This window comes from Microbacterium sp. T32, from assembly GCF_001619615.1.
In the GTDB taxonomy this organism is placed as follows: domain Bacteria; phylum Actinomycetota; class Actinomycetes; order Actinomycetales; family Microbacteriaceae; genus Microbacterium.
Genome location: NZ_LQQP01000012.1, coordinates 470315 through 493210 on the forward strand (window position 1 = coordinate 470315; position 22896 = coordinate 493210).

The window sequence follows — 22896 nt, forward strand, 5'->3', positions numbered from 1 at the left end:
GACGTAGGTTAGCCACCCCCTCCGGAGAGCGAGGTCACTTGACGATGGACTCCGGGGAGAGGTTCAGCCGGCGAAGCAGCTGCGCGTTCACCGCGACGACGATGGTCGACAGTGACATCAGCAACGCACCCACCGACATCGGCAGCACGAACCCGATGGGGGCGAGCACGCCGGCCGCGAGCGGGACGGAGAGGAGGTTGTACCCCGCGGCCCACCACAGGTTCTGCTTCATCTTGCGATAGCTCGCCTTGGACAGCTCGATGACGGACAGCACCGAACGGGGGTCATCACTGGCGAGGATGACACCGGCGGAGGCGATAGCCACATCGGTTCCCGCGCCGATTGCGATACCTACGTCCGCCTGAGCGAGAGCGGGGGCATCGTTCACGCCGTCACCGACCATCGCCACCCGGCGGCCCTCGTTCTGCAGTTCCTTGACCTTGGAGGCCTTGTCCTGTGGGCGGACCCCGGCGAAGAACCGGTCGATTCCCAGGTCGGTGGCGACGGAGGCGGCTACGGCCTCGGCGTCGCCGGTGATCATGACAACCTGCACACCCTGCTCGTGTAGGGCGGCGACGGTTGAGCGGGATTGTGGACGGATCTCGTCGGCAAGGCGGAGAGCGCCGGCGACGGCCCCGTTGACGAGGACGTGCAAGATGATCGCGCCCTCCCCGCGCCAGGTGTCTGCGACGTCGAGCTCATGGCCGCTTTCACGCTCGAGTAACGCGGGGCCTCCCACCTGCACCGTGCGTCCCTCTACCCGGGCGCGGACCCCTACGGCTGGCGAGGATTCGAAGTCGGTCGCGGCGGGAACGGTGAGGGCCTTTGCTTTCGCGGCGGCGACAATCGCGCGCGCCAACGGGTGTTCCGAGTCGGTCTCCGCGGCGGCCGCCAGCGCCAACAGTTCGCCTGCCTGGAAGGACGAGGCGGGTTCGATGGCGGTGACGGCGGGGGCACCCATGGTGAGGGTGCCGGTTTTGTCGAACAGGACCGTGTCGACCGTGCGCATGCTCTCCAACGCGAGGCGATCTTTCACGAGGACGCCGGAGCGTGCGGCGCGCTCGGTCGCGATCGACACCACCAGCGGGATTGCCAGGCCTAAGGCGTGCGGGCACGCGATCACCAAAACGGTGATTGTGCGGATCACCGCGTCGTCGGGTGAACCCACGACTGTCCACACCACTGCGGTGACGACCGCGGCGCCCAGCGCGAACCAGAACAGCCATGCGGCCGCACGATCGGCGAGCCGCTGCGCGCGGGAAGACGAATTTTGCGCGTCGGTGACGAGCTTCTGGATACCGGCGAGGGTGGTGTTCTCGCCGACGGCAGTGACCTGCACGCGGACACCGGAGTCTGTGGCCACGGTGCCGGCGACGACCTGGTCGCCGTCGTTTCGGCGGACAGGGCGGGATTCGCCGGTGATCATCGACTCGTCCATGCTCGCCGAGCCCTGCACGATGCGTCCATCCGCGGGCACGCGCCCACCGGGGCGGACGACGACGGTGTCTCCCACGCGCAAGTCGGCGGGGGCAACAGTGACCGTCGCGTCGCCGTTGATCTTCTCGGCCTCATCGGGGAGCAGGGCTGCCAGTGAGTCCAGGGCGGAGGTCGTTTGGGCGAGGGAGCGCATTTCGATCCAGTGACCGAGCAGCATGATCACGATCAGCAGCGCCAGTTCCCACCAGAAGTCGAGCTGATGATCGACCAGCCCCAGGCTCGCGCTCCATGACGCGAGGAACGCCACCGTGATCGCCAAGGCGATCAACAGCATCATCCCGGGCTTTCGGGTGCGGACCTCGCTGACGGCCCCGGTGAGGAATGGCGCTCCGCCCCAGGCGTACATCACCGTTCCCAGCACAGGCGACACCCAGCCCGCCCAGGCCTCTCCCGGGAGGGAGTACCCGAGGAGCATCGAGAACATGGACGAGAACCCGACCACGGGCACCGCAACGAGCAGCATGATCCAGAACAACCGGCGGAACGCAGCGACATGGCCGCCGTGATCATGATGATTGCCGTGCTCAGAGGCAGCACTCTCGGGTGAGCCGTGGCCAGCGTGCACCGCGGGTCGGGCGGTCCCCGGTGCGTGGCGCACGGAACCCGGGTGGTGGTGGTTCTCGCTCATGAACGTCTCCCTCGCACGCCGAGATCTTCCCGTCGCTTCTTTTCTTGCAGGGCGGGAAGGTGATGAACGCTCAGTATACCCCTGGGGGGTATGCGCGCGCTGGGAACATGGTGGCGTGTAGCGGGCATCATCTCGTCCGATCCCGAGTCGGACGCGGGCTTACTGGTGACCGTAGGGGAGCTCGGGGTGGGCGGTTGCGATCTCGGTGAGTCGATTGTATTTCGCGACGCGTTCCCCGCGAGCGGGGGCGCCGGACTTGATCTGCCCGGTGCCGGTTCCGACGACGAGGTCGGCGATGAAGGTGTCTGTCGTTTCTCCTGATCGGTGCGAGACCATGCTGGCCATGTGCAGGCTGTTTGCCGTGGCGATGGCATCGAGGGTCTGTGTGACGGTGCCTATCTGGTTGGGTTTGATCAGCGCGGCGTTGGTGAGGTGCTGTTGCCCGCCGTGGCGGATGCGGTTTGGGTCGGTGACATAGAGGTCGTCACCGACGATCTGGAGACGCGCGCCGAGGGCTGCGGTCATGCGGCGGAAGCCGTCGTGGTCGTCTTCGGCGAAACCGTCTTCGATGCTTCTGATCGGGTAGGTGTCCGCGAGGTGGCGGTAGTAGTCGACGAGGCCGTCCCGGTCGAGGGTGTGGTCCACGATCCGATAGGAACCGTCTCCTGTGGAGAATTCGTTCGCGGCGGGGTCGAGGGCGATCGCGACATGATCGGTGCTGGGCTGGTATCCGGCCGTGGAGATTGCGGTGACGAGTAGGTCGAGGGCGTCTTCTGGTGCGGTGATGGAGGGAGCGAAGCCGCCTTCATCGCCGAGCCCGAGGCTGCCGAAGCGGTCGCGGACGATGGCTGCGAGGCCGTGGTAGACGTCGGCACCGATGCGTACGGCGTCGGCCATCGAGGTGGCGGATACGGGGGCGATCATGAACTCTTGGAAGTCGAGAGCGTTCGCCGCGTGCGCGCCGCCGTTGAGGACGTTGAAGTGCGGTACGGGCATTCGGGCTGTCGTGCCGGCGATGTCGGCCACCCATCGCCACAGCGGCAGGTTCGCCGCGTGTGCAAAGGCGCGGGATGCGGCGATGGAGGTGGCGACCACGCTGTTGGCGCCGAGCCTGCTGTACCCGGTGGTGCCGTCGAGCTCCGCGAGGGAAGCGTCGATGTGTCCGATCGTCGCCCATGACCGTCCGGTGAGCAGTGCCGCGATCTCGGTGTCGATCAGGTGGAGGGCTGCGGTGACGTCGCGCCCACCGAACGCGGTCCCGCCATCGCGAAGCTCGCGCGCTTCGTTCGCGCCGGTGGAGGCGCCGGCGGGGGCGTCGCCTGTGAGGGTGCGCCCGTCGTCGAGCTCGAGGTGTACGCGGACGGTCGGATAGCCGCGTGAGTCGAGGATGCGACTGCCGCGAACGGTGTCGATGGTGATCGCACTGTGCTGGCGTGTGACGTACTCGCCAGGATGTGTTCCGTGGTGGTGGATGCCGCTGATGTAGTCGTTCATGAGAAGGGTCCTTTCCTTTGGGTGATGCGTGGGGTCGCTGCAAGGTGGGCTTGTTGTGCGGCGCGGATGACCGCCTCGGCCGCGCAATCCAGCGCTCGCCTCACCGTCTTCGTCATCGGAAGCTGACCGGCGCCATCGAGCGATCAGAGAACGCCGCCATCAGGCGAGCAACCCCACAGCCTCGACACGCCGTCAGATTCCGTCCGTAACTCGTGTACGAAATCAATGTACATCTAGGACCGTTTGATTTACACTCGACGCATGGCCTCGCAGCGCATCGGCTACTCCCGCGTCTCGACCACCGACCAGAACCCGGACAGTCAGCGGGATGCGCTCGCCAAAGCGGGATGCGATCAGGTGCACGTCGAGCAGTACACCGGCACCAAGGCATCGCGCCCGGTCTGGGATCAGGTGAAGACGATTCTTCGAAAGGGCGACACGCTCGTGTGCACCCGTCTGGACCGTCTAGGCCGCAGCAGTCGCGACCTAATCGAGATTGCGGCATGGCTGGAGGAGAACGGGATCGCCCTCCAGGCCACTGAGCAGCCAATCGACACGACAACACCTGAGGGTCGGATGTTCTACACCATCCTGTCGGCTTTCGCGCAGTTCGAGCGAGAGATGATCGTTGCCCGCACCCGCGACGGGCTGGCCGCAGCTCGTGCCCGTGGACGCAACGGGGGCCGTAGGTCTGCGCTCACCGCCAAGCAAGCCGAGCGCATCCGTAAGCTCCACGCGGACGGCGCCACCGTCACGACCCTGGCCGAGGATTTCAAGGTGAGCCGCCCGACCATCTACCGGGCGCTGGAGTCCGCCTGAGTCTCTACGCCTCTCGCGCAGCTAGTTCGGCGGCTCGCCGAGCTTTCCTGCGGAGGTAATAGTCCCGGCTCGCCTCGCGGCGCTTCTCGACCTCACTGGCCGTTCTGTCTGGACGTGCCGCCAATGGCTTTTCCACCGACTCGCCATGCTGGAGCCTCGCCAAGCGCACCAGGTGCGGCACGCTATCGACCCTCAGGGCCTCATCCGCCGCCGCCCAGATGGGCCGCATTCGCTCGATCGCGTCGGGGCAAAGCTCGCGCAGCATATTCGTCACGGGGCACAGGTTAACTCGATACACCGCGCGGGGTGACACTCCGTACAGCGTCCCTCTGGGATAGTGAGCGCGTGCCGTCGCCGACTCCCGCGCAAGCCGCAGAGGCAACCCTGGTCCTGGGTCTGCCCGTCGAAGTGCTGGCGCTCGTGGTGGCAAGCTTCGGCCTTTTTGCATCGCTGGGCGCGCTGGTCTGGCAGTTCACCAAGCATGTACTCGACGGTGGGCGGGTGAAGGTCTACCTGAACGCGGGCGTCTGGGAACCGAGTTTCGCACTTCGCATCAACCGCAGCGGACGTTTCGCTCTTCGACCCGACGACGACACCGCGGCTACGTTCCGAGACAACTTCGAAGTAGCACAGCTCGTGATCGAGAACCCCGGTCGCACCGCGGTCACGGTCTACTCACCTGGCCTGGCAATCGGCGGCGCGGGGGCTAAGGATCACTCGCTCACGCCGCGCACCTTCGAGCTACCCGAGGGATTCGGAGCAGACCGACCTTCCACGGCGAACGTGGTGCGGCTGGAGCCGTATGACCGGGTGTCGTTCCTCTTCGACTACTGGTCTGTGGTGCCAGGTCTCCTCGAAAAGGCGTCCTCGCGGGGCATCACGGTGCGCGGATTCGTTAGCGTGGCGGGACGCACGAACAGGCCGCAGAAATCGAGCTGGCGCAAGCGCTGGCGCATTCCGCAGGGCGCGTACACGGCCATCGTCGGTTCGCCCAGGATCGCACCGTTTACCGTGCTCTGGAGAAAGCTGTGGCGCGATACGCCCGAGAAAGATGACATCCGCGACGAAGAGCGCTTCCGCGTCACGCCCGGGATGACTAAGTACCTCCTGGAACGCGCGATGCGCAAGTTTGACGCGGCGCCGGATCGCGACACATTCATGGATGTGCTCGAAGCTGAGGCGCGGAAGATGGGCGACGAGTACGCCGTCATCCACACCGGCGTATTCGAGGGATACCGGAGCTTGGAACGGCTGAGCGAACATCTGGGGCCGTGGAATTGGGTACTGGGCAAGGAGCCTGCTGTGGAGCGCTTAGAGGCAGCCACGCCTGCCGAGGCGCAGCCGGGCGCGGCGGTGGAAGACGCGCCGCCGAGCACTCCTCCTAGCCGCCGAGCGGCCCGCGCTCAGAGAGCGGACTGAGACATCGACCGCTAATACGCGGCGAGATTTCGGAGCTTCGCACCCGCCATTCCGCGGCGCTCCGAATTCATCCTTAGCCGGTCGAGCCATACGATGCACCCAAGTCGGAACAGGGGGGGCGTCTTGCTGGAAGTAATCATCTCGCTCGTGGGCGGCGCCATCGTCGCGATCGTCATCGAGCGCCTCTACCAACGCTGGCGGGCTGATGCCGACGATTTCGAGCTGTGGTTGAACGTGAACATCCTGACGCTCATGGCCGAGGAAGGTGACCGGTTCGAGACTGGAATGCGCTACGTCGTGGATGGGGCGGAGGTCGAGCGACCACATGTGATCGACGTAGATCTGTGGAACGCGGGAGCAAAGGACATCAGGCCCGACATGTTCAGCGCGGGCGCTCCGATCGAGGTCGCTCTGGGAGTGCATGTGATCAAGGAGCTAAAGGGCGGACGGGACCACAACACGGACTCCGCAGCCATTGCGCTCGGCTTAGACAACACCGTGAGAATCGCCCCGAGCCTGCTCAAACGAGGCATGGTCAAGCGCTACCGGCTGTTAGTCGACGGTACGCCGGAACTCACCTGGACCAACCAAGTAGCTGACCTCCAGATACGTGACCTCGATCAGGAGTGGGAGACACCCACTCTTGATCGCCGCATCGCTCGCATCGCAGCTCGGGTGATATTCATCCTCCTGGGCGTGATCTTTTTCGGTGGCATGCTTGTCCTTCCGTTCCTGCCGGACGGCGTGCGGCTGGCAATCGGTGACGCTCTTCCGCAGCCACTGGGATTGTTCGTGCTACTGCCCGGCGCCGTGCTCGCGCTTGGCATGGGCATCTTCATGTACGGTGCGAACGCTTCGCGCCGCCCTCGTCGCGCGGTGAAGGTACGTAATCGTGGGTTGGCCAAGAGTCCGAAGACTTCCAGCGAGATGCTGATCCGTCCTCGTGATGTGGAGTACCTAGATTGACGATTCGCTCAGCGCCGCCCGCGGCGTAGACGTTCGTTGGCTAGAGCGGCCAGCTCACGGTCGCGGTCCTCGCTCGAATCCAGGTAGCTCAGGGCGGCTGTGTAAGAGCGATGCCCGCCGCGGAACATCACGTCGCGGACGTTGGCGCCTGTCCGTGCGACGAACGTCAATCCGACACGCTTCAGGTCGTGGAAATGGAAGTCAGGGAACCCTGCGGCCCGCTTGGCCGCGTCCCAGCCATCCCGGATGTGCGCGCGATTGACTCGCCCACCCTTGGCACCGACGAATAGGGGAGCGCTAGGCAGCATCGGGTGCGCTGCGATCCACTCATCCAGCGCGATGCGTCCCGGTTCCAGCAGCTCGACCGTGCGGCTATTGCCTGTTTTCGTGTCGCTCAACGTGACCGGCCCGACGGTGGACGCTTGCCGTTCCGTTCTCAACTGCCCCGTGGACGAGTCGTAATCGCCGCGGTTCAGTCCGCAGACCTCGCCGATCCTCAGGTGTGCGGAGAACGCGACGAGCGCCGCGGTGCGCGTCCTGTCGTCGGCGTAATCCAGCACCGCGAACATGTCATCGATTGTGAACCGCGGGCGGCGCCTCGCCACGTTCTTTCCGGCGTCCTCAACCTGGCATGGATTGGCTTGAATGTACTGCCAGCGCACGGCGTACCGCATCGCCCGGGTAAGGAACATGTACCGATTGCGACGCGAGACGGTGGCGGGCTGCGACGCCCACCATGCATCGACCGCTTGCACGTCGATCTGGCCGAGCGGGATGCGCCCGAAGTGCTCAATCAAGCGCGTGGCGTCGGTGCGGTTGTTCCGGTAGGTGCCTGCGGCCACCTTCGTCTCGCGAAACGGCATGTAGGTCTCCGTCATGAACACGGAGAACGGCGTACGCGCTTTGCGGTCGTCCCACTTCGTGCCCTTCGCCAGATCCACCTCGATCTCGCGCCCGTGCCGCTGCGCGGTGTCGGCGTCGTCGTAAGTGCCGTGCGTAACTTGCTCACCGTTCGGGAGCCGGTAACGAACCTGTACGCGACCGCTCGGAAGCGTCCTATACGTGACGCTGGATTGTGCCCTCTTGCCCACTGTGCTCACCCATGCTGTACGCCTGGGGCCGGGCGTTGCTACAGCATCAGTCCGGGCCGTTTCGGATACGGCCAAGGCACGCGGTAACCCCGGTCCCAGCAGGGCGCCGGACGGGCTTCCGAGAAAAGCCGGGTCGCGGGCGGAAAGTAAGTGGAGGGGATGACGGGAATCGAACCCGCACCATCAGTTTGGAAGACTGAGGCTCTACCATTGAGCTACATCCCCGCGGCGGCGAACCGCAGCGTCGACAACTCTACTTCACGTCCGCCGGTGTCACGAACACGGGCGTTGACTGCGCGAAGGCCGCGCAGCGGACATGTTGACCACCCTGTTGAGGCTCCGCACCCAGGGGCTATGGCATCCGATCGACTCCCAGACCGGCCCCCGCACCTCGATCGACTAGACTTCCAGGGGTCGTTTCGTCGAACGCGTGCTGCGCGTCGCTCCGGGGCGTAGCTCAGCTTGGTAGAGCGCCCGCTTTGGGAGCGGGAGGCCGCAGGTTCAAATCCTGTCGCCCCGACGCAACGGCCCCACAGACCCCAGGCCTAGCCGGCCCCCGCGTCCGCGCGGGCCACACGAGGAGAACACACCGCATGGTCAACAGCACCGTCGAGAAGCTCAGCCCGACCCGGGTCAAGCTCCACATCACGGTCTCGCCCGAAGAGCTCAAGCCGAGCATCACCCACGCCTACGAGCACATCGCTCAGGACGTGCAGATCCCCGGCTTCCGCAAGGGCAAGGTGCCCGCGCCGATCATCGACCAGCGCATCGGTCGCGGCGCCGTCATCGAGCACGCCGTCAACGAGGGTCTCGACGGGTTCTACCGCCAGGCCGTTGAAGACCAGGAGCTGCGCGTCATCGGCCGCCCGAGCGCCGAGATCGTCGAACTCCCCGAGCTGAAGGATTACTCGGGCGACCTGGTCGTCGACGTCGAGGTCGACGTGCGCCCCGAGTTCGACCTTCCCGCCTACGACTCCATCACCGTGACCGTCGACGCCGTCGAGGCCGACGAGGCGGCCGTGGATGCCGAGCTCGACCGTCTCCGCGCCCGCTTCGGCACGCTCGTGACCGTCGACCGTCCCGCCGCGAAGGGCGACTTCGTCGAGCTCGACCTCGTCGCCACGATCGACGGCACCGAGATCGACCGCGCCGAGGGCGTGTCGTACGAGGTCGGCTCCGGCGAGCTGCTCGAGGGCATCGACGAGGCCATCGACTCGCTCACCGCCGACGAGCAGACCACGTTCCGCTCGAAGCTCGTCGGTGGCGACCACGCCGGCGAAGAGGCCGAGGTCTCCGTCACGATCACGGCCGTCAAGGAGCGCGAGCTGCCCGACGCCGACGACGACTTCGCTCAGATGGCATCCGAGTTCGACACCCTCGAAGAGCTCCGTGCGTCGCTCGCCGAGCGCGTCTCCGAGCAGTCGGTCTTCACGCAGGGCGCCGCCGCGCGCGACAAGTTCGTCGAGGCGCTCATCGAGGCCGTCGAGATCCCCGTTCCGCCGCAACTCATCGAGGACGAGGTCCACACACACCTCGAGGGCGAGAACCGCCTCGAGGACGACGTGCACCGCGCCGAGGTCACCGAGGCCAGCGAGAAGCAGTTCCGCACCCAGATGATCCTCGACAAGATCGCCGAGGACGCCAACGTCCAGGTCTCGCAGGACGAGCTGACGCAGTACCTCATCCAGTCGGCCGCGCAGTACGGCATGGCTCCGCAGGACTTCGTCAACGCGCTCCAGCAGGGCAACCAGCTGCCCGCGATGGTCGGCGAGGTCGCCCGCAACAAGGCGCTCGCGATCGCGCTCGGCAAGGTCACCGTCGTCGACACCAACGGCAAGCCCGTCGACCTGACCGGCTTCGTCGCCGTCGAGGGCGAAGAGCCCGTCGACGCCGAGGAAGAGGTCGTCGAAGAGGCGCAGGAGATCGCCGACGCGGCCGCCGACGCGGACGCCGTCGTCGAGGCCGAGGAGGCCGCCGCCGAGGAAGCCCCCAAGAAGGCCCCCGCGAAGAAGCGCGCTCCCGCCAAGAAGAAGGCCGCCGACAGCGAGTAAGACTCGTCCGGTTCGCGAACAGGGGGTGGATGCCACGGCATCCGCCCCCTGTTTTCGTCACCGGGTCTTCGACTGAGTGTCCGAGACACGCGGATGCGGTGAGCGCGGAACCGCGTGTCTTGGACACTCAACCGGGGGCGCGTCGCGCACGGGCCGCACATTGCAGGGGGGAGAACACCCATGGACGACTGGCAGGCACGCGTCGACGCGGTCTGGGACGACGCGACGCTGACCGCAGCACAGGTCGTCGAGCGCATCGACGCCCTCGCGAGCGAGCGGCCCGAGGACGACCCGGTCGCCCTGTTCGAACGGGCGGGCGCGCGGGACTCCGCCGGCCTCGAGGCCGAGGCCGAGGTGCTCTACCGTCGGGCGCTGGACGGCGGGCTCGACGACGAGCGTCGCACGCGGGCGACGATCCAGCTCGCCAGCACGATCCGCAACCTCGGCAAGATCGACGAGGCTCTCGCGATGCTGCGCGACGAGTACGAGCGCGAGCCGCGCGGACCCCTCCACGACGCGGCTGCGGCGTTCTACGCCCTGGCGCTGGTGTCGTCCGGAGAGCCCGAGCGGGCCGCATCCATCGCTCTGGAAACCCTTGCTCCACACCTGCCGCGCTACACCCGATCGGTCACCGGATACGCCCGCGAGATCGCGGACGGACACGCCTGATCCGCCCGCGGCGAACACGGCGACCCGCCCCGAATCGCGCCGGTAGATTCGTTGCAGATCACCGGAAGAGGAGCACAAATGCCCGAACCCCTTATGGCAACGAGCGTCTTCGACAGGCTGCTCAAGGACCGCATCATCTGGCTCGGTTCGGAGGTGCGTGACGAGAACGCCAACGAGATCTGCGCCAAGATCCTGCTGCTCGCGGCAGAGGACTCGCAGAAGGACATCTACCTCTACATCAACTCGCCCGGCGGCTCGATCACGGCCGGCATGGCGATCTACGACACCATGCAGTTCGTCCCGAACGACATCGTGACCGTCGGTATCGGCATGGCCGCCTCGATGGGGCAGCTGCTGCTGACCAGCGGCACCAAGGGCAAGCGCTACATCACGCCCAACGCCCGCGTGCTGCTGCACCAGCCGCACGGTGGCTTCGGCGGTACCGCGAGCGACATCCAGACGCAGGCGCAGCTCATCCTCGACATGAAGAAGCGTCTCGCCGAGATCACGGCCGCCCAGACCGGCAAGACCGTGGAGCAGATCAACGCCGACGGCGACCGCGACCGCTGGTTCAGCGCCCAGGAAGCGCTCGAGTACGGCTTCGTCGACCACATGCGCGAGCACGCAAGCGACGTCGCCGGCGGCGGCGGGACCGCGGCCTGAGGCCGAGGGCGAGAGGAAAGGACACCGCAATGCACACTCCCACCTTCGGCGGCAGCGCCCTGCAGATGCCGAGCAGCCGTTACATCCTGCCCCAGTTCGAAGAGCGCACGGCCTACGGCTACAAGCGCCAGGACCCGTACAACAAGCTGTTCGAGGACCGCGTCATCTTCCTGGGCGTCCAGGTCGACGACGCCTCGGCCGATGACGTCATGGCCCAGCTGCTCGTGCTCGAGTCGCAGGACCCCGACCGCGACATCATCATGTACATCAACTCGCCCGGTGGCTCGTTCACGGCCATGACGGCGATCTACGACACGATGCAGTACATCTCGCCCCAGATCCAGACGGTCGTGCTCGGCCAGGCGGCATCCGCGGCATCCGTTCTGCTCGCGGCCGGTGCCCCCGGCAAGCGTCTCGCCCTCCCGAACGCCCGCATCCTGATCCACCAGCCCGCCGTCGGCGAGTCCGGTCACGGTCAGGCGTCGGACATCGAGATCCAGGCGGCCGAGATCATGCGCATGCGCACCTGGCTCGAAGAGACCATGTCCCGTCACACGGGTCAGGACGTCGCGAAGGTCAACAAGGACATCGACCGCGACAAGATCCTCTCCGCCCAGGAGGCGCTCGAGTACGGCATCGTCGACCAGGTGCTGACGAGCCGCAAGCGCGTCCCCGCGGCCCTCACCGCCTGACCCGCTCCACCCGATGCCCCGCCGGATCCGTCCGGCGGGGCATCGTCGTGTCCGGGGGTTCTTCTCGCGCGTGGGGGAGACGGATGCCGGGACCTCGGCGCGCCACCCGTTTGTCCGCCCGTGGCGATCACGGCGACGGCGCTCGCGCAAATGCCCTCGAATGTCCCGGGCACCGGTTAGGCTCAAAGTCACTCCGGCGTGGCGCCGGGAATGAGGAGGCACGGGCATGGCACGCATCGGGGAGAGCGCCGATCTGTTCAAATGCTCCTTCTGCGGCAAGAGCCAGAAGCAGGTGCAGCAGCTGATCGCCGGTCCGGGCGTGTACATCTGCGACGAGTGCGTCGAGCTGTGCAACGAGATCATCGAAGAGCGCATGGCCGAGTCCTCGACGGGCGAGGTCGCCGACTTCGACCTCCCGAAGCCCCGCGAGATCTTCGGCTTCCTCGAGGAGTACGTCGTCGGGCAGGAGCCCGCGAAGCGCGCCCTCGCCGTCGCCGTCTACAACCACTACAAGCGCGTTCGTGCCCACGGCACCCTGCAGCCCGCCGAGCAGCGTGCCGAAGAGATCGACATCGCCAAGAGCAACATCCTGCTCCTCGGGCCCACCGGGTGCGGCAAGACCTATCTCGCGCAGACGCTCGCGAAGCGGCTCAACGTCCCCTTCGCGGTGGCGGACGCCACGGCCCTCACCGAGGCCGGCTACGTCGGTGAGGACGTCGAGAACATCCTCCTCAAGCTCCTCCAGGCCGCCGACTTCGACGTGAAGCGCGCCGAGACCGGCATCATCTACATCGACGAGGTCGACAAGATCGCCCGCAAGGCCGAGAACCCCTCCATCACGCGCGACGTGTCGGGCGAGGGCGTGCAGCAGGCGCTGCTGAAGATCCTCGAGGGCACGGTCGCCTCGGTTCCGCCGCAGGGCGGCCGGAAGCACCCGCACCAGGAGTTCATCCAGATCGACACGACGAACGTCCTGTTCATCGTGGCCGGCGCCTTCGCCGGGTTGGAAGAGATCATCTCGTCGCGCGTCGGCAAGCACGGCGTCGGCTTCGGAGCTCCCCTCCACCGCAAGGAGGACGCGCCCGACCTCTTCAGCGAGGTGCTGCCGGAAGACCTGCACAAGTTCGGTCTGATCCCCGAGTTCATCGGCCGCCTGCCCGTCGTGGCATCCGTCTCGCCCCTCGATCAGGACGCGCTGATGGAGATCCTCACGGCACCGCGCAACGCGCTCGTCAAGCAGTACCAGCGCATGTTCGAACTCGACGGCGTGCAGCTGGAGTTCGAGGAAGACGCGCTGCGCGCGATCGCCGACCTCGCGGTGGCCCGCAAGACCGGCGCGCGCGGCCTCCGCGCGATCCTCGAAGACGTGCTCGGTCCGGTCATGTTCGACATCCCTTCAGCCGAAGATGTGGCGAAGGTCGTCATCACGCGCGCGTCGGTCGAAGACCGCGCCCCCGCAACCGTGGTTCTGGCGCAGAAGCGCAAGAGCGCCTGACGCGGGCGGGTGACGGAGAGCCGATGATCCGTCGCCGTCTCGCCGTCATCGTGTCGGTGGCGCTCGCCTCCTGCGCGATCGTCGTTGTCGCCGCGCTGTACCTCATCCACAGTGCCACCGGCCTGTTCGGCACGGTCGGCCAGGCCATCGCCGACTCCGAGAACGGTGACGTGCTCGCCGCGCGTCTCGTCCGCGACACCGCGGACGACCTGACCAGCTCACTCGGCTACATCCCGAGAGCGGTGGATGCCGAATCCCGAGCCGCGAACACGTTCACCGCCTCCACGGGTGCGGTAACCGTGACCCCGCTCACCTGGAGCGGTGGCGGCTCGTCGGGCGATCCCGCGATCGTCGACGTGCGGATTGCCGCCGAGATCAGGGCGGAGGAAGGTGCTCTGTGGATCAAAGGCAACTCGTCCGGGTCCGCGTTCGGCTGCTTCCGGTTCACCCTGCCGGTCGGGGAGTACGCAAACGCGCAACCGATCGAATGCCCGGCGAGCACAATACCCGCCGAACCTCCCGTCGCCTCGACCACACCCCAACTGCCCGCCGACGCCGCAGAGCGCCTCCGGACCGCCTTGTCCGCGGCAGATGTTTCGGCGGAGACCGTCCGCGCCCTCTTCGCCGACCCGGGGCTCACGGTCGAGGTGAGCGTGACCGACACAGGAGAGACGGTGGCTGCGGTCGGCGCTACCGCCGCTCGCGACTGCGTCGTGCTGGTGCGCCGCACCGACGGCACGATCGACCCGGTCGCCTTCCGCCGCATCTCGCTCGAGCCGGGCGAGGTCGGCTGCTCGACGAGCCTGTACACGAACCCGCCGTTCTGAGCGTGGGGCGGATCCGTACCCGCCCCACGCCCCGCCCGTCAGACCGTGAGGCCCCGGCGCTCGAGAAGCGGCTGGATCTCGGCATTCCGTCCGCGAAAATCGCGGTAGGCCTCGAGCGGGTCACCCGACCCGCCGACGCCCAGCAGGCGCTCACGGAAGCGGTCGCCGTTCTCGCGCGTGAGGCCGCCGTTCTCGCGGAACCACTCCACGGTGTCGGCGTCGAGCACCTCGCTCCAGATGTACGAGTAGTACCCGGCGCTGTAGCCGCCCGAGAACACGTGCGCGAAGTACGTCGACGCGTACCGGGTAGGCACGACGGGGTTGTCGAGGCCGATGTCGGCAAGGGCAGCGGCCTCGAACGCGGCGACGTCGATCTCCTGCGATGCTTCTTCGACGCTCAAGCCGTGCCACGCCTGGTCGATCCAGGATGCCGCGAGGTACTCGCTCGTGGCGAAGCCCTGGTTGAACGCCTCCGAGGCGTGCAGCCGCTCGACGACGTCGGCGGGGAGCGGCTCGCCGGTCTCGTGGTGCCGCGCGTAGTGGGCGAGGATCTCGGGCCAGAAGATCCACATCTCGTTCACCTGGCTGGGGAACTCCACGAAGTCGCGGTGCACGGCGGTGCCGGCGAAGTGCGGGTACGTCACCGTGGCGAACAGGCCGTGCAGTGCGTGCCCGAACTCGTGGAACAGCGTCGTGACCTCGTCGAGCGTGAGGAGCGTCGGGGTTCCGGGCGCGGGCTTGTTGACGTTGAGGTTGTTGACGACGACGGGCGCGGTGCCGCGCAGGCGCGACTGCGTCACGATCGAGTTCATCCACGCGCCGCCACGCTTGGAGTCGCGCGTGTAGAGGTCGAGCAGGAACAGTCCGAGCTCGCTGCCGTCGGCGTTGCGCACCTCGAACACGCGCACGTCGGGGTGGTAGCCCTGCAGGTCGTGGCGCTCGGCGATCCGGATGCCGTACAGCTGCTCGGCGGCCGAGAACACGCCGTCCCGCAGCACGCGCTCCGCCTCGAACCACGGGCGCAGTGCGGCGCGGTCGAGGTCGTACTGCTCTGCGCGAACCTTCTCCGTGTAGAACGCCCAGTCGTGCGCTTCGACCTGGATGCCATCCGCCTCCGCGATCCGCTGGAGCGCGGCCTGCTCGGCCCGGGCGTTCGCCGCCGCGGGCACTGCCAGGCGGCGCAGCAGGTCGTGGACCGCTTCGGGCGACCCGGCGGTCTGGTCGGCGAGCACGGCGGCGGCGTGCGAGGGGTAGCCGAGGAGAGCCGCCCGCTCGGCGCGCAGCCGCACGATCTCGCGCAGCGTCCCGCGGTTGTCGTGGGCATTGTCGCGCGTGCCGCGTGCGCGTGAGGCATCGAGGAGCCGGCGACGGCTCTCGCGGTTCGTAAGCGACGCGAGGTACGGGTGACCGGTGTACAGCGTGAGCGTCACGACGTAGCGCCCATCGAGCCCGCGCTCGGTCGCGGCCTGAGCCGCGGCGGAGAGCTCGCCCTCGCTGAGGCCGTCGAGCTCGGCCGCATCGTCGAACACGACCGCGAGGTCGTTGGTGTCGGCGAGGAGGTTCTTCTCGAACGCCGTTGTGAGCGTCGAGAGACGCTGGTTGAGGTCGGTGAGCTTCTGCTTCTGCGCCTCGTCGAGCCCGGCGCCGGCCAGCGACATCTCGCGGTACCGACGCTCGACGAGGTATCGGCTCTCGGCATCCAGGTCGAGGGTGTCGAGCGCGTCGTGCACGGCCGTGACGCGCGCGTACAGCGCCGCGTCGAGCTGAATCGCGTCACCATGGGCCGACATGAGTGGGGCGAGCTCCTCCTCGACGGCCTGCACCTCGGCGGTGCCGTCGGCGGATGCCACGGTGTAGAACGTCCGCGCGACGCGGTCGAGCAGTGCACCGCTGCGCTCCAGTGCGACGAGGGTGTTCTCGAACGTCGGGGCATCGGTCTGCGCGGTGATCGCGTCGACCTCGGCCCGCTGTTCCGCGAACGCGGCGTGGAAGGCCGGGAGGTAGTGCTCGACCCGGATGCTGCCGTAGGGCGGCAGGTCGTAGGGGAGGGGCGTCGGAGCGAGGAGGGGATTGGTCACGGCATCCGTCATCGTTCCAGCGTAGTCACGCGCCGGGGATCGGTGGAGGGGACGGGAGGAGCGGAGGATGCCAGGGGTCCACGGACTCCTCCGCCGGCCCCATGCCCTCCGCTCCTCACCGCGACGGGCGCCTCAGGCGAACTCGTCCTCGTCGTCGTAGCGCACGACCACCTCGCCCGAGGCGTCCTGCGCGACGATCACGCCGGTGTCGAGCTCGGCGACCGGGCGCCCCTCGAGGAACGTGAGCGTCCACCGCGGGGCGGGAGCACTGAGTCCGTCGGGGTTCAGCGCCGCCTCGACGGCCGCGATCTGGGCGTGCAGCACCGCGGGCACGGCAGCCGGGGGCTGCTCGCGGGCGGTCCAACGGGTTCCGAGCTGCATCAGTCCTCCTGGGGTGCGAACACGATGTCGGTGACGGCGGTGGCGTCGGCCTCGACGAAGGTGATCGTCTCGATCCGGCCCACGGCACGCAGATCATCCTGTGCCGACTGCAGCGCCTCCGCGTGGGGGCTTGCAATCGTGAGCGAGAGCACCGGCGTCTTCTGCGAGGCCTTCGCCTCGGTCTTCGCGCGACGGATGCCGATGAGCGCCTCGCTCACGGCCGTCAGCACGACCGGGTCGCCCTGGATGCCGAGCGGCGCGGGCCACGCGGCGGTGTGCACCGAGCCCTCCTCGAACCACGACCAGACCTCTTCCGCGGCGAAGGACAGCACGGGGGCGAACAGCCGCACGAGCATCGACAGAGCCGTCCGCAGCGCCAACGCCGCGGAGGCCTGCCCGACGTCGAAGCGGTCGTACGCGCGCTCCTTGACCAGCTCGAGGTAGTCGTCGCAGAACGTCCAGAAGAAGGACTCGGTGATCTCCAGCGCGCGAGCGTGGTCGTACGCCTCCAGCGCCGCGGTCGCGTCCGCGACGACCTTGTCGAGGGTCGTCAGCATCGAGGCATCCAGCGCGTGAGTCACCTCGGCCCCCTCGGGCACCGGGAACGACAGGACGAACTTCGCTGCATTCAGCAGCTTGATCGCGAGACGGCGGCCGATCTTGATCTGCGTCGGGTTCTGCGGGTCGAACGCCGCGTCGGTGCCGAGACGGCTCGAGGCCGCCCAGTAGCGCACTGCGTCGGATCCGTGCTGCTGCAGGATGTCGGCCGGCGTGACCACGTTGCCCTTCGACTTCGACATCTTCTTGCGGTCGGGGTCGACGATGAAGCCCGAGATGGCGGCATCCGACCACGGCGCACGGTCGTCCTCGAGGGCGCTGCGCAACATGGTCGAGAACAGCCACGTGCGGATGATGTCCTGACCCTGCGGGCGAAGGTCGAACGGCGCGACGAGGTTCCAGAGCTCGTCGTCGCGCTGCCAGCCGCCGGCGAGCTGCGGCGTGAGCGACGACGTCGCCCACGTGTCGAGGATGTCCTGCTCGGCGTCGAATCCACCGGGCACGCCGCGCTGGTCCTCGGTGTAGCCCGGGGGCACGTCGGTCGTCGGGTCGACGGGCAGCGACGCGAGGTCGGGCGTGAGCACGCGGCCGTAGTCGCGCTCCCCGTTTTCGTCGAGGCCGTACCAGACCGGGATCGGCACGCCGAAGAACCGCTGACGCGACACGAGCCAGTCGCCCGTGAGTCCGTTGGTCCAGTTCTCGAAGCGCACGCGCATGAAGTCCGGATGCCATGACATCTCGCGCCCGAGGGAGATGAGACGCTCGCGCAGCTCGGCGTCGCGCGCCCCGTTGCGGATGTACCACTGGCGCGTCGACACGATCTCGAGCGGTCGGTCGCCCTTCTCGAAGAACTTCACCGGGTGCGTGAAGGGCTTCGGCGCGCCCTCCATCTCGCCGGACTCCTGCAACAGCTCGACGATGCGCTTCTTGGCGCTGAACACGGTCTTGCCCGCGAGTTCCGCGTACGCCGCCTTCGCGGCATCCGTCACGATCACATCCGGAGCGTCGGCGACGATGCGACCGTCTTTGCCGATGATCGTGCGATTGGGGAGGTCGAGCTCGCGCCACCAGATGATGTCGGTGACGTCACCGAACGTACAGATCATCGCGATGCCCGACCCCTTGTCCTGCTGCGCGAGGGGGTGGGGGAGCACCGGCACCTCGACGTCGAACAGGGGCGTGCGCACCGTCGTGCCGAACAGCGGCTGGTACCGCTCGTCGTCGGGGTTGGCCACGAGCGCGACGCACGCGGCCAAGAGCTCGGGGCGCGTCGTCTCGATGAACACGTCACCCGAGCCGTCGGTCTTGTGGAAACCGAGGCGGTGATACGCGGCGGGCTGGTCGCGGTCCTCGAGCTCGGCCTGCGCGATGGCCGAGCGGAAGTCGACGTCCCACAGCGTCGGCGCGAGCGCCTGATACGCCTCGCCGCGCTCCACGTTCCGGAGGAACGCCAGCTGGCTGGTGCGCATCGAGTCGTCGGAGATCGTGCGGTACGTCTGGCCCCAATCGACGCTGAGCCCGAGGTCGCGCCACAGCGCCTCGAAGGCCTTCTCGTCCTCGACCGTGAGCTCTTCGCACAGCTCGATGAAGTTGCGGCGGCTGATCGGCACCTGGTCGGCAGCCTTGCTGCTCTTGTTGTCGCCGCCCGAGAACGGGGGAGTGAAGTCAGGGTCGTACGGCAGCGACGGGTCGCAGCGCACGCCGTAGTAGTTCTGCACCCGACGCTCGGTCGGCAGGCCGTTGTCGTCCCAGCCGATCGGGTAGAACACCGTCTTGCCGCGCATGCGCTCGAAGCGCACCTTCACGTCGGTGTGCGTGTAGCTGAAGACGTGCCCGATGTGCAGGCTTCCGGATGCCGTCGGCGGAGGCGTGTCGACCGAGAAGACGCCGGCACGACCCACCTGTGCCGCGCGGACGCGGTCGAAGACGTACGTGCCGCGGTCGGTCCACGCGGCATCCCACTTCTGCTCGAGGCCCTCCAGGGCGGGCTTGTCCGGAATCAGCGACATGGGTACTCCTCGAGCGATATAGACGGCACCGTGTGTGCGTGCCTGACTGTGGAATGTCGCTCGAGTCTACCGGGCGCGCGGGGTGGGCCGCGGAGGCGTGGGAGGCAGCAGGGCGGCGGGGTGGAGGCGCTGACTCAGCGATCCGCGATGAATCAGTGCCGCATCAGCTTGAGCGGCTGAGGCAGCGCGAATCGCTGACTTTGCGCCGCGCGCCGCTCGAGAACGACGGTCCGTGGATCTTCTGCACGAACTCAGCGATCCGCGCTTGCTCAGCCAGATTGCGGCCGATGCGGCTGAGCCGCCGCCGATCACTGATCTTGCGCCGCGCGCCGACCCCTCCTCCCCAGCCGACCTTCTCTCCACAGATCCTGGCGACGACCCCCGCGGCGCATGCTCGATCGCGACGATCGTCGAATGGATGCCACCCCCGCCCAGGCCGTCGTCGCGCACGTCACTGCGCTCGGCGGCGTCGCCCGTACCGCTCACGTCATCGCGGACGGCTACAGCCGACACCGCATCGCGCACGCCGTCGATCTCGGACTCGTGTCGCGCGTCCGGCGCGGCTGGATCGCGGTGCCCGGCGCCGATTCCGACCTCGTCGCCGCAGCCCGGTACGGAGTCGTCGTCTCCTGCGTCACCGCAGCAGCGCGCCTCGGACTTTGGGTCACGCATACGCCCGAGACTCCGCACGCCGCGTACCCGGGACGCGGCCGGGTCGCCCAGTCGGCCGCCGTGGTGCACTGGCAGCGGCCGATCGTCCCGCGGCATCCCGACGTTCTCGAAGACCCCGTCGAAAACGTCCTCATGACCGTGGCATCCTGTCTGCCGTTCGAAGAGGCCCGGGCGATCTGGGACTCCGCGCTCAACAAGGGCCTGGTCGACCTGGCCACCCTGAAACGGATGCCATGGACCGGCGCCGCGCGCAGGCTCGTCGACGAGGCGACACCCTGGGCGGATTCCGGACTCGAGACGATCTTCGTGGTGCGGCTTCGCTGGCTCAGGCTACCGATCCGCGTTCAGGTGTGGATCGCGGAGCACCGCGTCGACGTGCTGATCGGCGACAGGCTGGTCGTGCAGATCGACGGTGGCCACCACGTCGATGCGCAGCGCACCTCGGACATCCGGCACGACGCGGAACTGTTGCTGCTCGGGTACCACGTCATCCGCGTCGGTTACGAGCAGATCGTGCACCGGTGGCCCGAGGTGCAGGACCGGATCCTGCACGCGGTCGCGCAGGGGCTGCATCGGGCCTGACGGGCACCCCGGGATCGCGTCCGCCCTCCGAGGTCTGCGCAACCTCACTGATCTGCACAACCTCAGCCCGAAACGCCGGATGCCGACTGAGATTGTGCAGATCCCGGAGCGGGCGTCGGTGGCCGCCGACGCGGCGCGGTCAGTCCTGCACGTCGATGCCGAGCGCCCGGGCGAAGTCGGCGGCGGCGAGCTCGACCTGGCGGTGGCTCAGGGTGACGCCGCGGAGGGAGTCCGGCCGTCCGTAGGAGATCGCCTCAAGACCGCGCAGGTCGACGTGTTCGGCGCGCAGGCCGTCGGAGTCGACCTCGTCGGCGCGGGAGTCCTCGAATCGCACCCGGGACAGCGTCGCGAGGGGCAGATCGAGCGTGCCGATCACGCAGTCGGCGATCAGGACGTCGCGCACGCTCGCGCCGCGCAGCGACAGATAGTCGATGCGCACGCCGCGCAGCTCAACGCTGTCGAGTTCGGCGCCCGACAGGTCCAGCGTGCCGATGCGGCCGCCGTCCACGGCGATGTTCCGCCAGCGCCCGTCACGCGCGAGAAGCTCCGTGACCCGAAGCGAAGAGATCGCGACGTCGACGAGGGTCGCACCGGTGAGGTCGAGGGAGTCGACGGATGCCTCGGCGATCACGCTCTCCGAGATCGTCGAGTGCGCGGCATCCACGTGTCCTTCGAGCGAGACGACGCGAGTGCCGAGGAGGACCGCCCGCGGTCCGAGGCCGTGCGCGGTCTCGAACTCCCGAGGCAGGTCGGGGGCCGAGACGCGGGGCGGCAGCGGACCGCGGACGCGTGCCACTCAGGCCTCGATGGATTCGGGGCGACGGCGCGAAGCCGCCCACGCCGCGACGAGCGTGAGGGCGGAGAGGACGGCGAGCACGACACCAGGATGCCACCACGCGAACGCCGTCTGCGTACCGAGCGCCGCGGTCACCAGCGGGACGAACCCCGAGATCGTCGCGGCGATCGCGTACGTGAGAGACAGCGCCGAGTACCGGAAGTGGTCGGGGAACAGGTCGCTCAGGAGTCCGCCCAGCGCGGCCCACGACATGGTCGGCAGGATGCCGCCGATGATCATCGTCGCGACGAGGATCGGGAACGTCGCGAACTGCAGCAGGAAGTACATCGGGAACGTGATCAGCAGCGTGCCGAGCGCGCCCCAGGCCACGACCTTGGCGGAGCCGATGCGGTTCGCCCAGGCACCGAACAGCGGGATCGTGACCAGCTGCAGGAGGGCGCCGATCGTCGTGGCGACGAGGAGGTCCTGGAAGCTGAAGCCGAGACGCTCGACGCCGTAGTTGATCGTGTACGTGTTCATCAGCGAGTACGAGCCGATACCGAGGAGCGCGGCGCCGATCGCGATGATCACCGCGGCCGGACGGGCGCGGAACATCGTCAGGACCGGAAGCCGGTCGCGGCGACCGGTGGCGACGACGTTCTCGAATACGGGCGTCTCGTCGATCGACCAGCGCAGGTACAGCGACACCAGCAGGAGCGGCACGGCGAGGAGGAACGGGATGCGCCAGCCCCAGGCGGCGAGCTGATCGGCGGGCAACACGAAGGTCATGACGATGAAGACGACGGCGGAGAGGATCGATCCGACGGGCGAACCGAGCTGCGGGATCGCGGCGTAGAACGCGCGCTTCACGGGGCTGGAGTGCTCGGTCGCGAGCAGGATCGAGCCGCCCCACTCTCCGCCCAGCGACAGGCCCTGCGCGATGCGCAGCACCAGCAACAGCACGACACCGAGCCAGCCGGCCTGGGCGTACGTGGGCAGCGCACCGATCAAGCCCGTCGCGACACCCATGATCCCGACGGTCCACAGCAACGTCGTGCGGCGGCCGAGCCGATCACCCATGTGGCCGAAGATGATCGCGCCGATGGGACGGACCACGAACGCGAGAGCGATCGTCGAGAAGGATGCCAGGGTCCCGCCGACCTCGCCGAGCGGACCGAAGAACAGCGGCCCGACGAAGAACGCGGCGAAGTACGCGTAGACGTAGAAGTCGAACGACTCGAGGGACGTGCCGATCATCGAGGCCCACGCGACGCGACGGGCGGGTGCGGAGGTGGTCGGGCGGGGGACGGGGGGAGCGGAAGTCACGGGGTTAGATCTTGGCACGAGTCCAGAAACTCGCGCGCACCGTCGGGCATTCCCGGGGGCGGCCCGCGGGCCCCGACGGGACGGCGTAGAATGGGCGGATCAGCACCGATCCGGCCATCACCGGGGAGCTCTCGGAAGAACAGGGTCCAGGCCCCCACTAGAACCGAGCGGGGCAGGCCCGTCACAGCCGCAGTGAGAGCGGCG

Annotated in this window: 18 protein-coding genes and 2 tRNA genes; 11 read left to right on the forward strand and 9 right to left on the reverse strand. The window is 67.8% G+C overall.

Translation table 11 applies throughout. The annotated features are described in order from the left end of the window. Positions 1 to 34 precede the first annotated feature (34 nt). Positions 35 to 2125, reverse strand: a complete 2091-nt coding sequence (locus AVW09_RS08570; RefSeq protein WP_082822876.1) for a heavy metal translocating P-type ATPase — start codon at positions 2123 to 2125, stop codon at positions 35 to 37. Positions 2126 to 2284: 159 nt separating this feature from the next. Further along, complete coding sequence (gene eno / locus AVW09_RS08575) at positions 2285 to 3619, reverse strand: phosphopyruvate hydratase (protein ID WP_082822877.1); 1335 nt, start codon at positions 3617 to 3619, stop codon at positions 2285 to 2287. A 261-nt stretch (positions 3620 to 3880) separates the two neighbouring features. On the opposite strand from eno, the gene AVW09_RS08580 reads away from it, so the two are divergent. The 3 genes from AVW09_RS08580 to AVW09_RS08595 all read left to right on the forward strand — a co-directional run bounded on the left by AVW09_RS08580 (position 3881) and on the right by AVW09_RS08595 (position 6823). Further along, positions 3881 to 4438, forward strand: coding sequence for a recombinase family protein (locus AVW09_RS08580; RefSeq protein ID WP_063257651.1), 558 nt, complete (start codon positions 3881 to 3883; stop codon positions 4436 to 4438). A gap of 345 nt (positions 4439 to 4783) precedes the next feature. Then, complete coding sequence (locus AVW09_RS08590) at positions 4784 to 5857, forward strand: hypothetical protein (protein ID WP_063257653.1); 1074 nt, start codon at positions 4784 to 4786, stop codon at positions 5855 to 5857. 147 nt (positions 5858 to 6004) lie between these two features. Further along, positions 6005 to 6823 (forward strand): hypothetical protein, encoded by an 819-nt coding sequence (locus AVW09_RS08595; RefSeq protein ID WP_156496031.1) that lies wholly within the window; start codon positions 6005 to 6007, stop codon positions 6821 to 6823. An 8-nt stretch (positions 6824 to 6831) separates the two neighbouring features. Here AVW09_RS08595 and AVW09_RS08600 read toward each other — a convergent pair whose 3' ends face one another. Both AVW09_RS08600 and AVW09_RS08605 read right to left on the reverse strand, forming a co-directional pair. Then, entirely contained in the window at positions 6832 to 7914 is a 1083-nt protein-coding gene (locus tag AVW09_RS08600; RefSeq protein ID WP_063257655.1) for a tyrosine-type recombinase/integrase, read from the reverse strand. A 151-nt stretch (positions 7915 to 8065) separates the two neighbouring features. Further along, positions 8066 to 8139 (reverse strand) — tRNA-Gly (locus AVW09_RS08605). Positions 8140 to 8360: 221 nt separating this feature from the next. Here AVW09_RS08605 and AVW09_RS08610 point away from each other — a divergent pair. The 7 genes from AVW09_RS08610 to AVW09_RS08640 all read left to right on the forward strand — a co-directional run bounded on the left by AVW09_RS08610 (position 8361) and on the right by AVW09_RS08640 (position 14311). Further along, positions 8361 to 8434 (forward strand) — tRNA-Pro (locus AVW09_RS08610). 73 nt (positions 8435 to 8507) lie between these two features. Beyond that, on the forward strand, positions 8508 to 9965 hold the full coding sequence (gene tig / locus AVW09_RS08615) for a trigger factor (protein ID WP_063257656.1): 1458 nt from the start codon (positions 8508 to 8510) through the stop codon (positions 9963 to 9965). A 180-nt stretch (positions 9966 to 10145) separates the two neighbouring features. Further along, entirely contained in the window at positions 10146 to 10634 is a 489-nt protein-coding gene (locus tag AVW09_RS08620; protein ID WP_063257657.1) for a tetratricopeptide repeat protein, read from the forward strand. Between the two features lie 78 nt (positions 10635 to 10712). Then, positions 10713 to 11297 carry an ATP-dependent Clp protease proteolytic subunit gene (locus AVW09_RS08625; protein ID WP_022878827.1) on the forward strand — a complete coding sequence of 195 codons (585 nt, stop codon included), beginning with the start codon at positions 10713 to 10715 and terminating at the stop codon, positions 11295 to 11297. A gap of 29 nt (positions 11298 to 11326) precedes the next feature. Then, positions 11327 to 11989, forward strand: coding sequence for an ATP-dependent Clp protease proteolytic subunit (locus tag AVW09_RS08630; protein WP_063257658.1), 663 nt, complete (start codon positions 11327 to 11329; stop codon positions 11987 to 11989). A 226-nt stretch (positions 11990 to 12215) separates the two neighbouring features. After that, the gene (clpX, locus tag AVW09_RS08635; RefSeq protein WP_063257659.1) at positions 12216 to 13484 is read left to right on the forward strand and encodes an ATP-dependent Clp protease ATP-binding subunit ClpX; all 1269 of its coding nucleotides are present in this window, start codon (positions 12216 to 12218) and stop codon (positions 13482 to 13484) included. A 23-nt stretch (positions 13485 to 13507) separates the two neighbouring features. Next, on the forward strand, positions 13508 to 14311 hold the full coding sequence (locus AVW09_RS08640) for a hypothetical protein (RefSeq protein WP_063257660.1): 804 nt from the start codon (positions 13508 to 13510) through the stop codon (positions 14309 to 14311). A 38-nt stretch (positions 14312 to 14349) separates the two neighbouring features. Here AVW09_RS08640 and AVW09_RS08645 read toward each other — a convergent pair whose 3' ends face one another. The 3 genes from AVW09_RS08645 to valS form a co-directional block, all read right to left on the reverse strand. Next, the gene (locus AVW09_RS08645) at positions 14350 to 16401 is read right to left on the reverse strand and encodes a M3 family metallopeptidase (protein WP_063257661.1); all 2052 of its coding nucleotides are present in this window, start codon (positions 16399 to 16401) and stop codon (positions 14350 to 14352) included. Positions 16402 to 16521: 120 nt separating this feature from the next. After that, positions 16522 to 16770: a hypothetical protein gene (locus tag AVW09_RS08650; RefSeq protein WP_022878819.1), complete on the reverse strand. Its 249-nt coding sequence runs from the start codon at positions 16768 to 16770 to the stop codon at positions 16522 to 16524. Then, positions 16770 to 19337, reverse strand: a complete 2568-nt coding sequence (gene valS / locus AVW09_RS08655) for a valine--tRNA ligase (protein ID WP_063257662.1) — start codon at positions 19335 to 19337, stop codon at positions 16770 to 16772. Before valS ends, AVW09_RS08650 begins: the two co-directional genes overlap by 1 nt. Positions 19338 to 19751: 414 nt before the next feature. On the opposite strand from valS, the gene AVW09_RS08660 reads away from it, so the two are divergent. Continuing rightward, positions 19752 to 20591, forward strand: a complete 840-nt coding sequence (locus AVW09_RS08660; RefSeq protein ID WP_063257663.1) for an endonuclease domain-containing protein — start codon at positions 19752 to 19754, stop codon at positions 20589 to 20591. A 139-nt stretch (positions 20592 to 20730) separates the two neighbouring features. On the opposite strand, the gene AVW09_RS08665 is transcribed toward AVW09_RS08660, so the two are convergent. Continuing rightward, positions 20731 to 21387 (reverse strand): hypothetical protein, encoded by a 657-nt coding sequence (locus AVW09_RS08665; RefSeq protein ID WP_063257664.1) that lies wholly within the window; start codon positions 21385 to 21387, stop codon positions 20731 to 20733. Then, the gene (locus AVW09_RS08670; RefSeq protein WP_231901800.1) at positions 21388 to 22692 is read right to left on the reverse strand and encodes an MFS transporter; all 1305 of its coding nucleotides are present in this window, start codon (positions 22690 to 22692) and stop codon (positions 21388 to 21390) included. Positions 22693 to 22896: the final 204 nt, after the last annotated feature.

Bases quoted from the DNA above. Each gene is read 5' to 3' on its own strand.
- AVW09_RS08570 (WP_082822876.1), bottom strand. From the start codon at position 2,125: ATGAGCGAGAACCACCACCACCCGGGTTCCGTGCGCCACGCACCGGGG.
- eno (WP_082822877.1), bottom strand. From the start codon at position 3,619: ATGAACGACTACATCAGCGGCATCCACCACCACGGAACACATCCTGGC.
- AVW09_RS08580 (WP_063257651.1), top strand. From the start codon at position 3,881: ATGGCCTCGCAGCGCATCGGCTACTCCCGCGTCTCGACCACCGACCAG.
- tig (WP_063257656.1), top strand. From the start codon at position 8,508: ATGGTCAACAGCACCGTCGAGAAGCTCAGCCCGACCCGGGTCAAGCTC.
- AVW09_RS08620 (WP_063257657.1), top strand. From the start codon at position 10,146: ATGGACGACTGGCAGGCACGCGTCGACGCGGTCTGGGACGACGCGACG.
- AVW09_RS08625 (WP_022878827.1), top strand. From the start codon at position 10,713: ATGCCCGAACCCCTTATGGCAACGAGCGTCTTCGACAGGCTGCTCAAG.
- AVW09_RS08630 (WP_063257658.1), top strand. From the start codon at position 11,327: ATGCACACTCCCACCTTCGGCGGCAGCGCCCTGCAGATGCCGAGCAGC.
- clpX (WP_063257659.1), top strand. From the start codon at position 12,216: ATGGCACGCATCGGGGAGAGCGCCGATCTGTTCAAATGCTCCTTCTGC.
- AVW09_RS08640 (WP_063257660.1), top strand. From the start codon at position 13,508: ATGATCCGTCGCCGTCTCGCCGTCATCGTGTCGGTGGCGCTCGCCTCC.
- AVW09_RS08645 (WP_063257661.1), bottom strand. From the start codon at position 16,401: ATGACGGATGCCGTGACCAATCCCCTCCTCGCTCCGACGCCCCTCCCC.
- AVW09_RS08650 (WP_022878819.1), bottom strand. From the start codon at position 16,770: ATGCAGCTCGGAACCCGTTGGACCGCCCGCGAGCAGCCCCCGGCTGCC.
- valS (WP_063257662.1), bottom strand. From the start codon at position 19,337: ATGTCGCTGATTCCGGACAAGCCCGCCCTGGAGGGCCTCGAGCAGAAG.
- AVW09_RS08660 (WP_063257663.1), top strand. From the start codon at position 19,752: ATGGATGCCACCCCCGCCCAGGCCGTCGTCGCGCACGTCACTGCGCTC.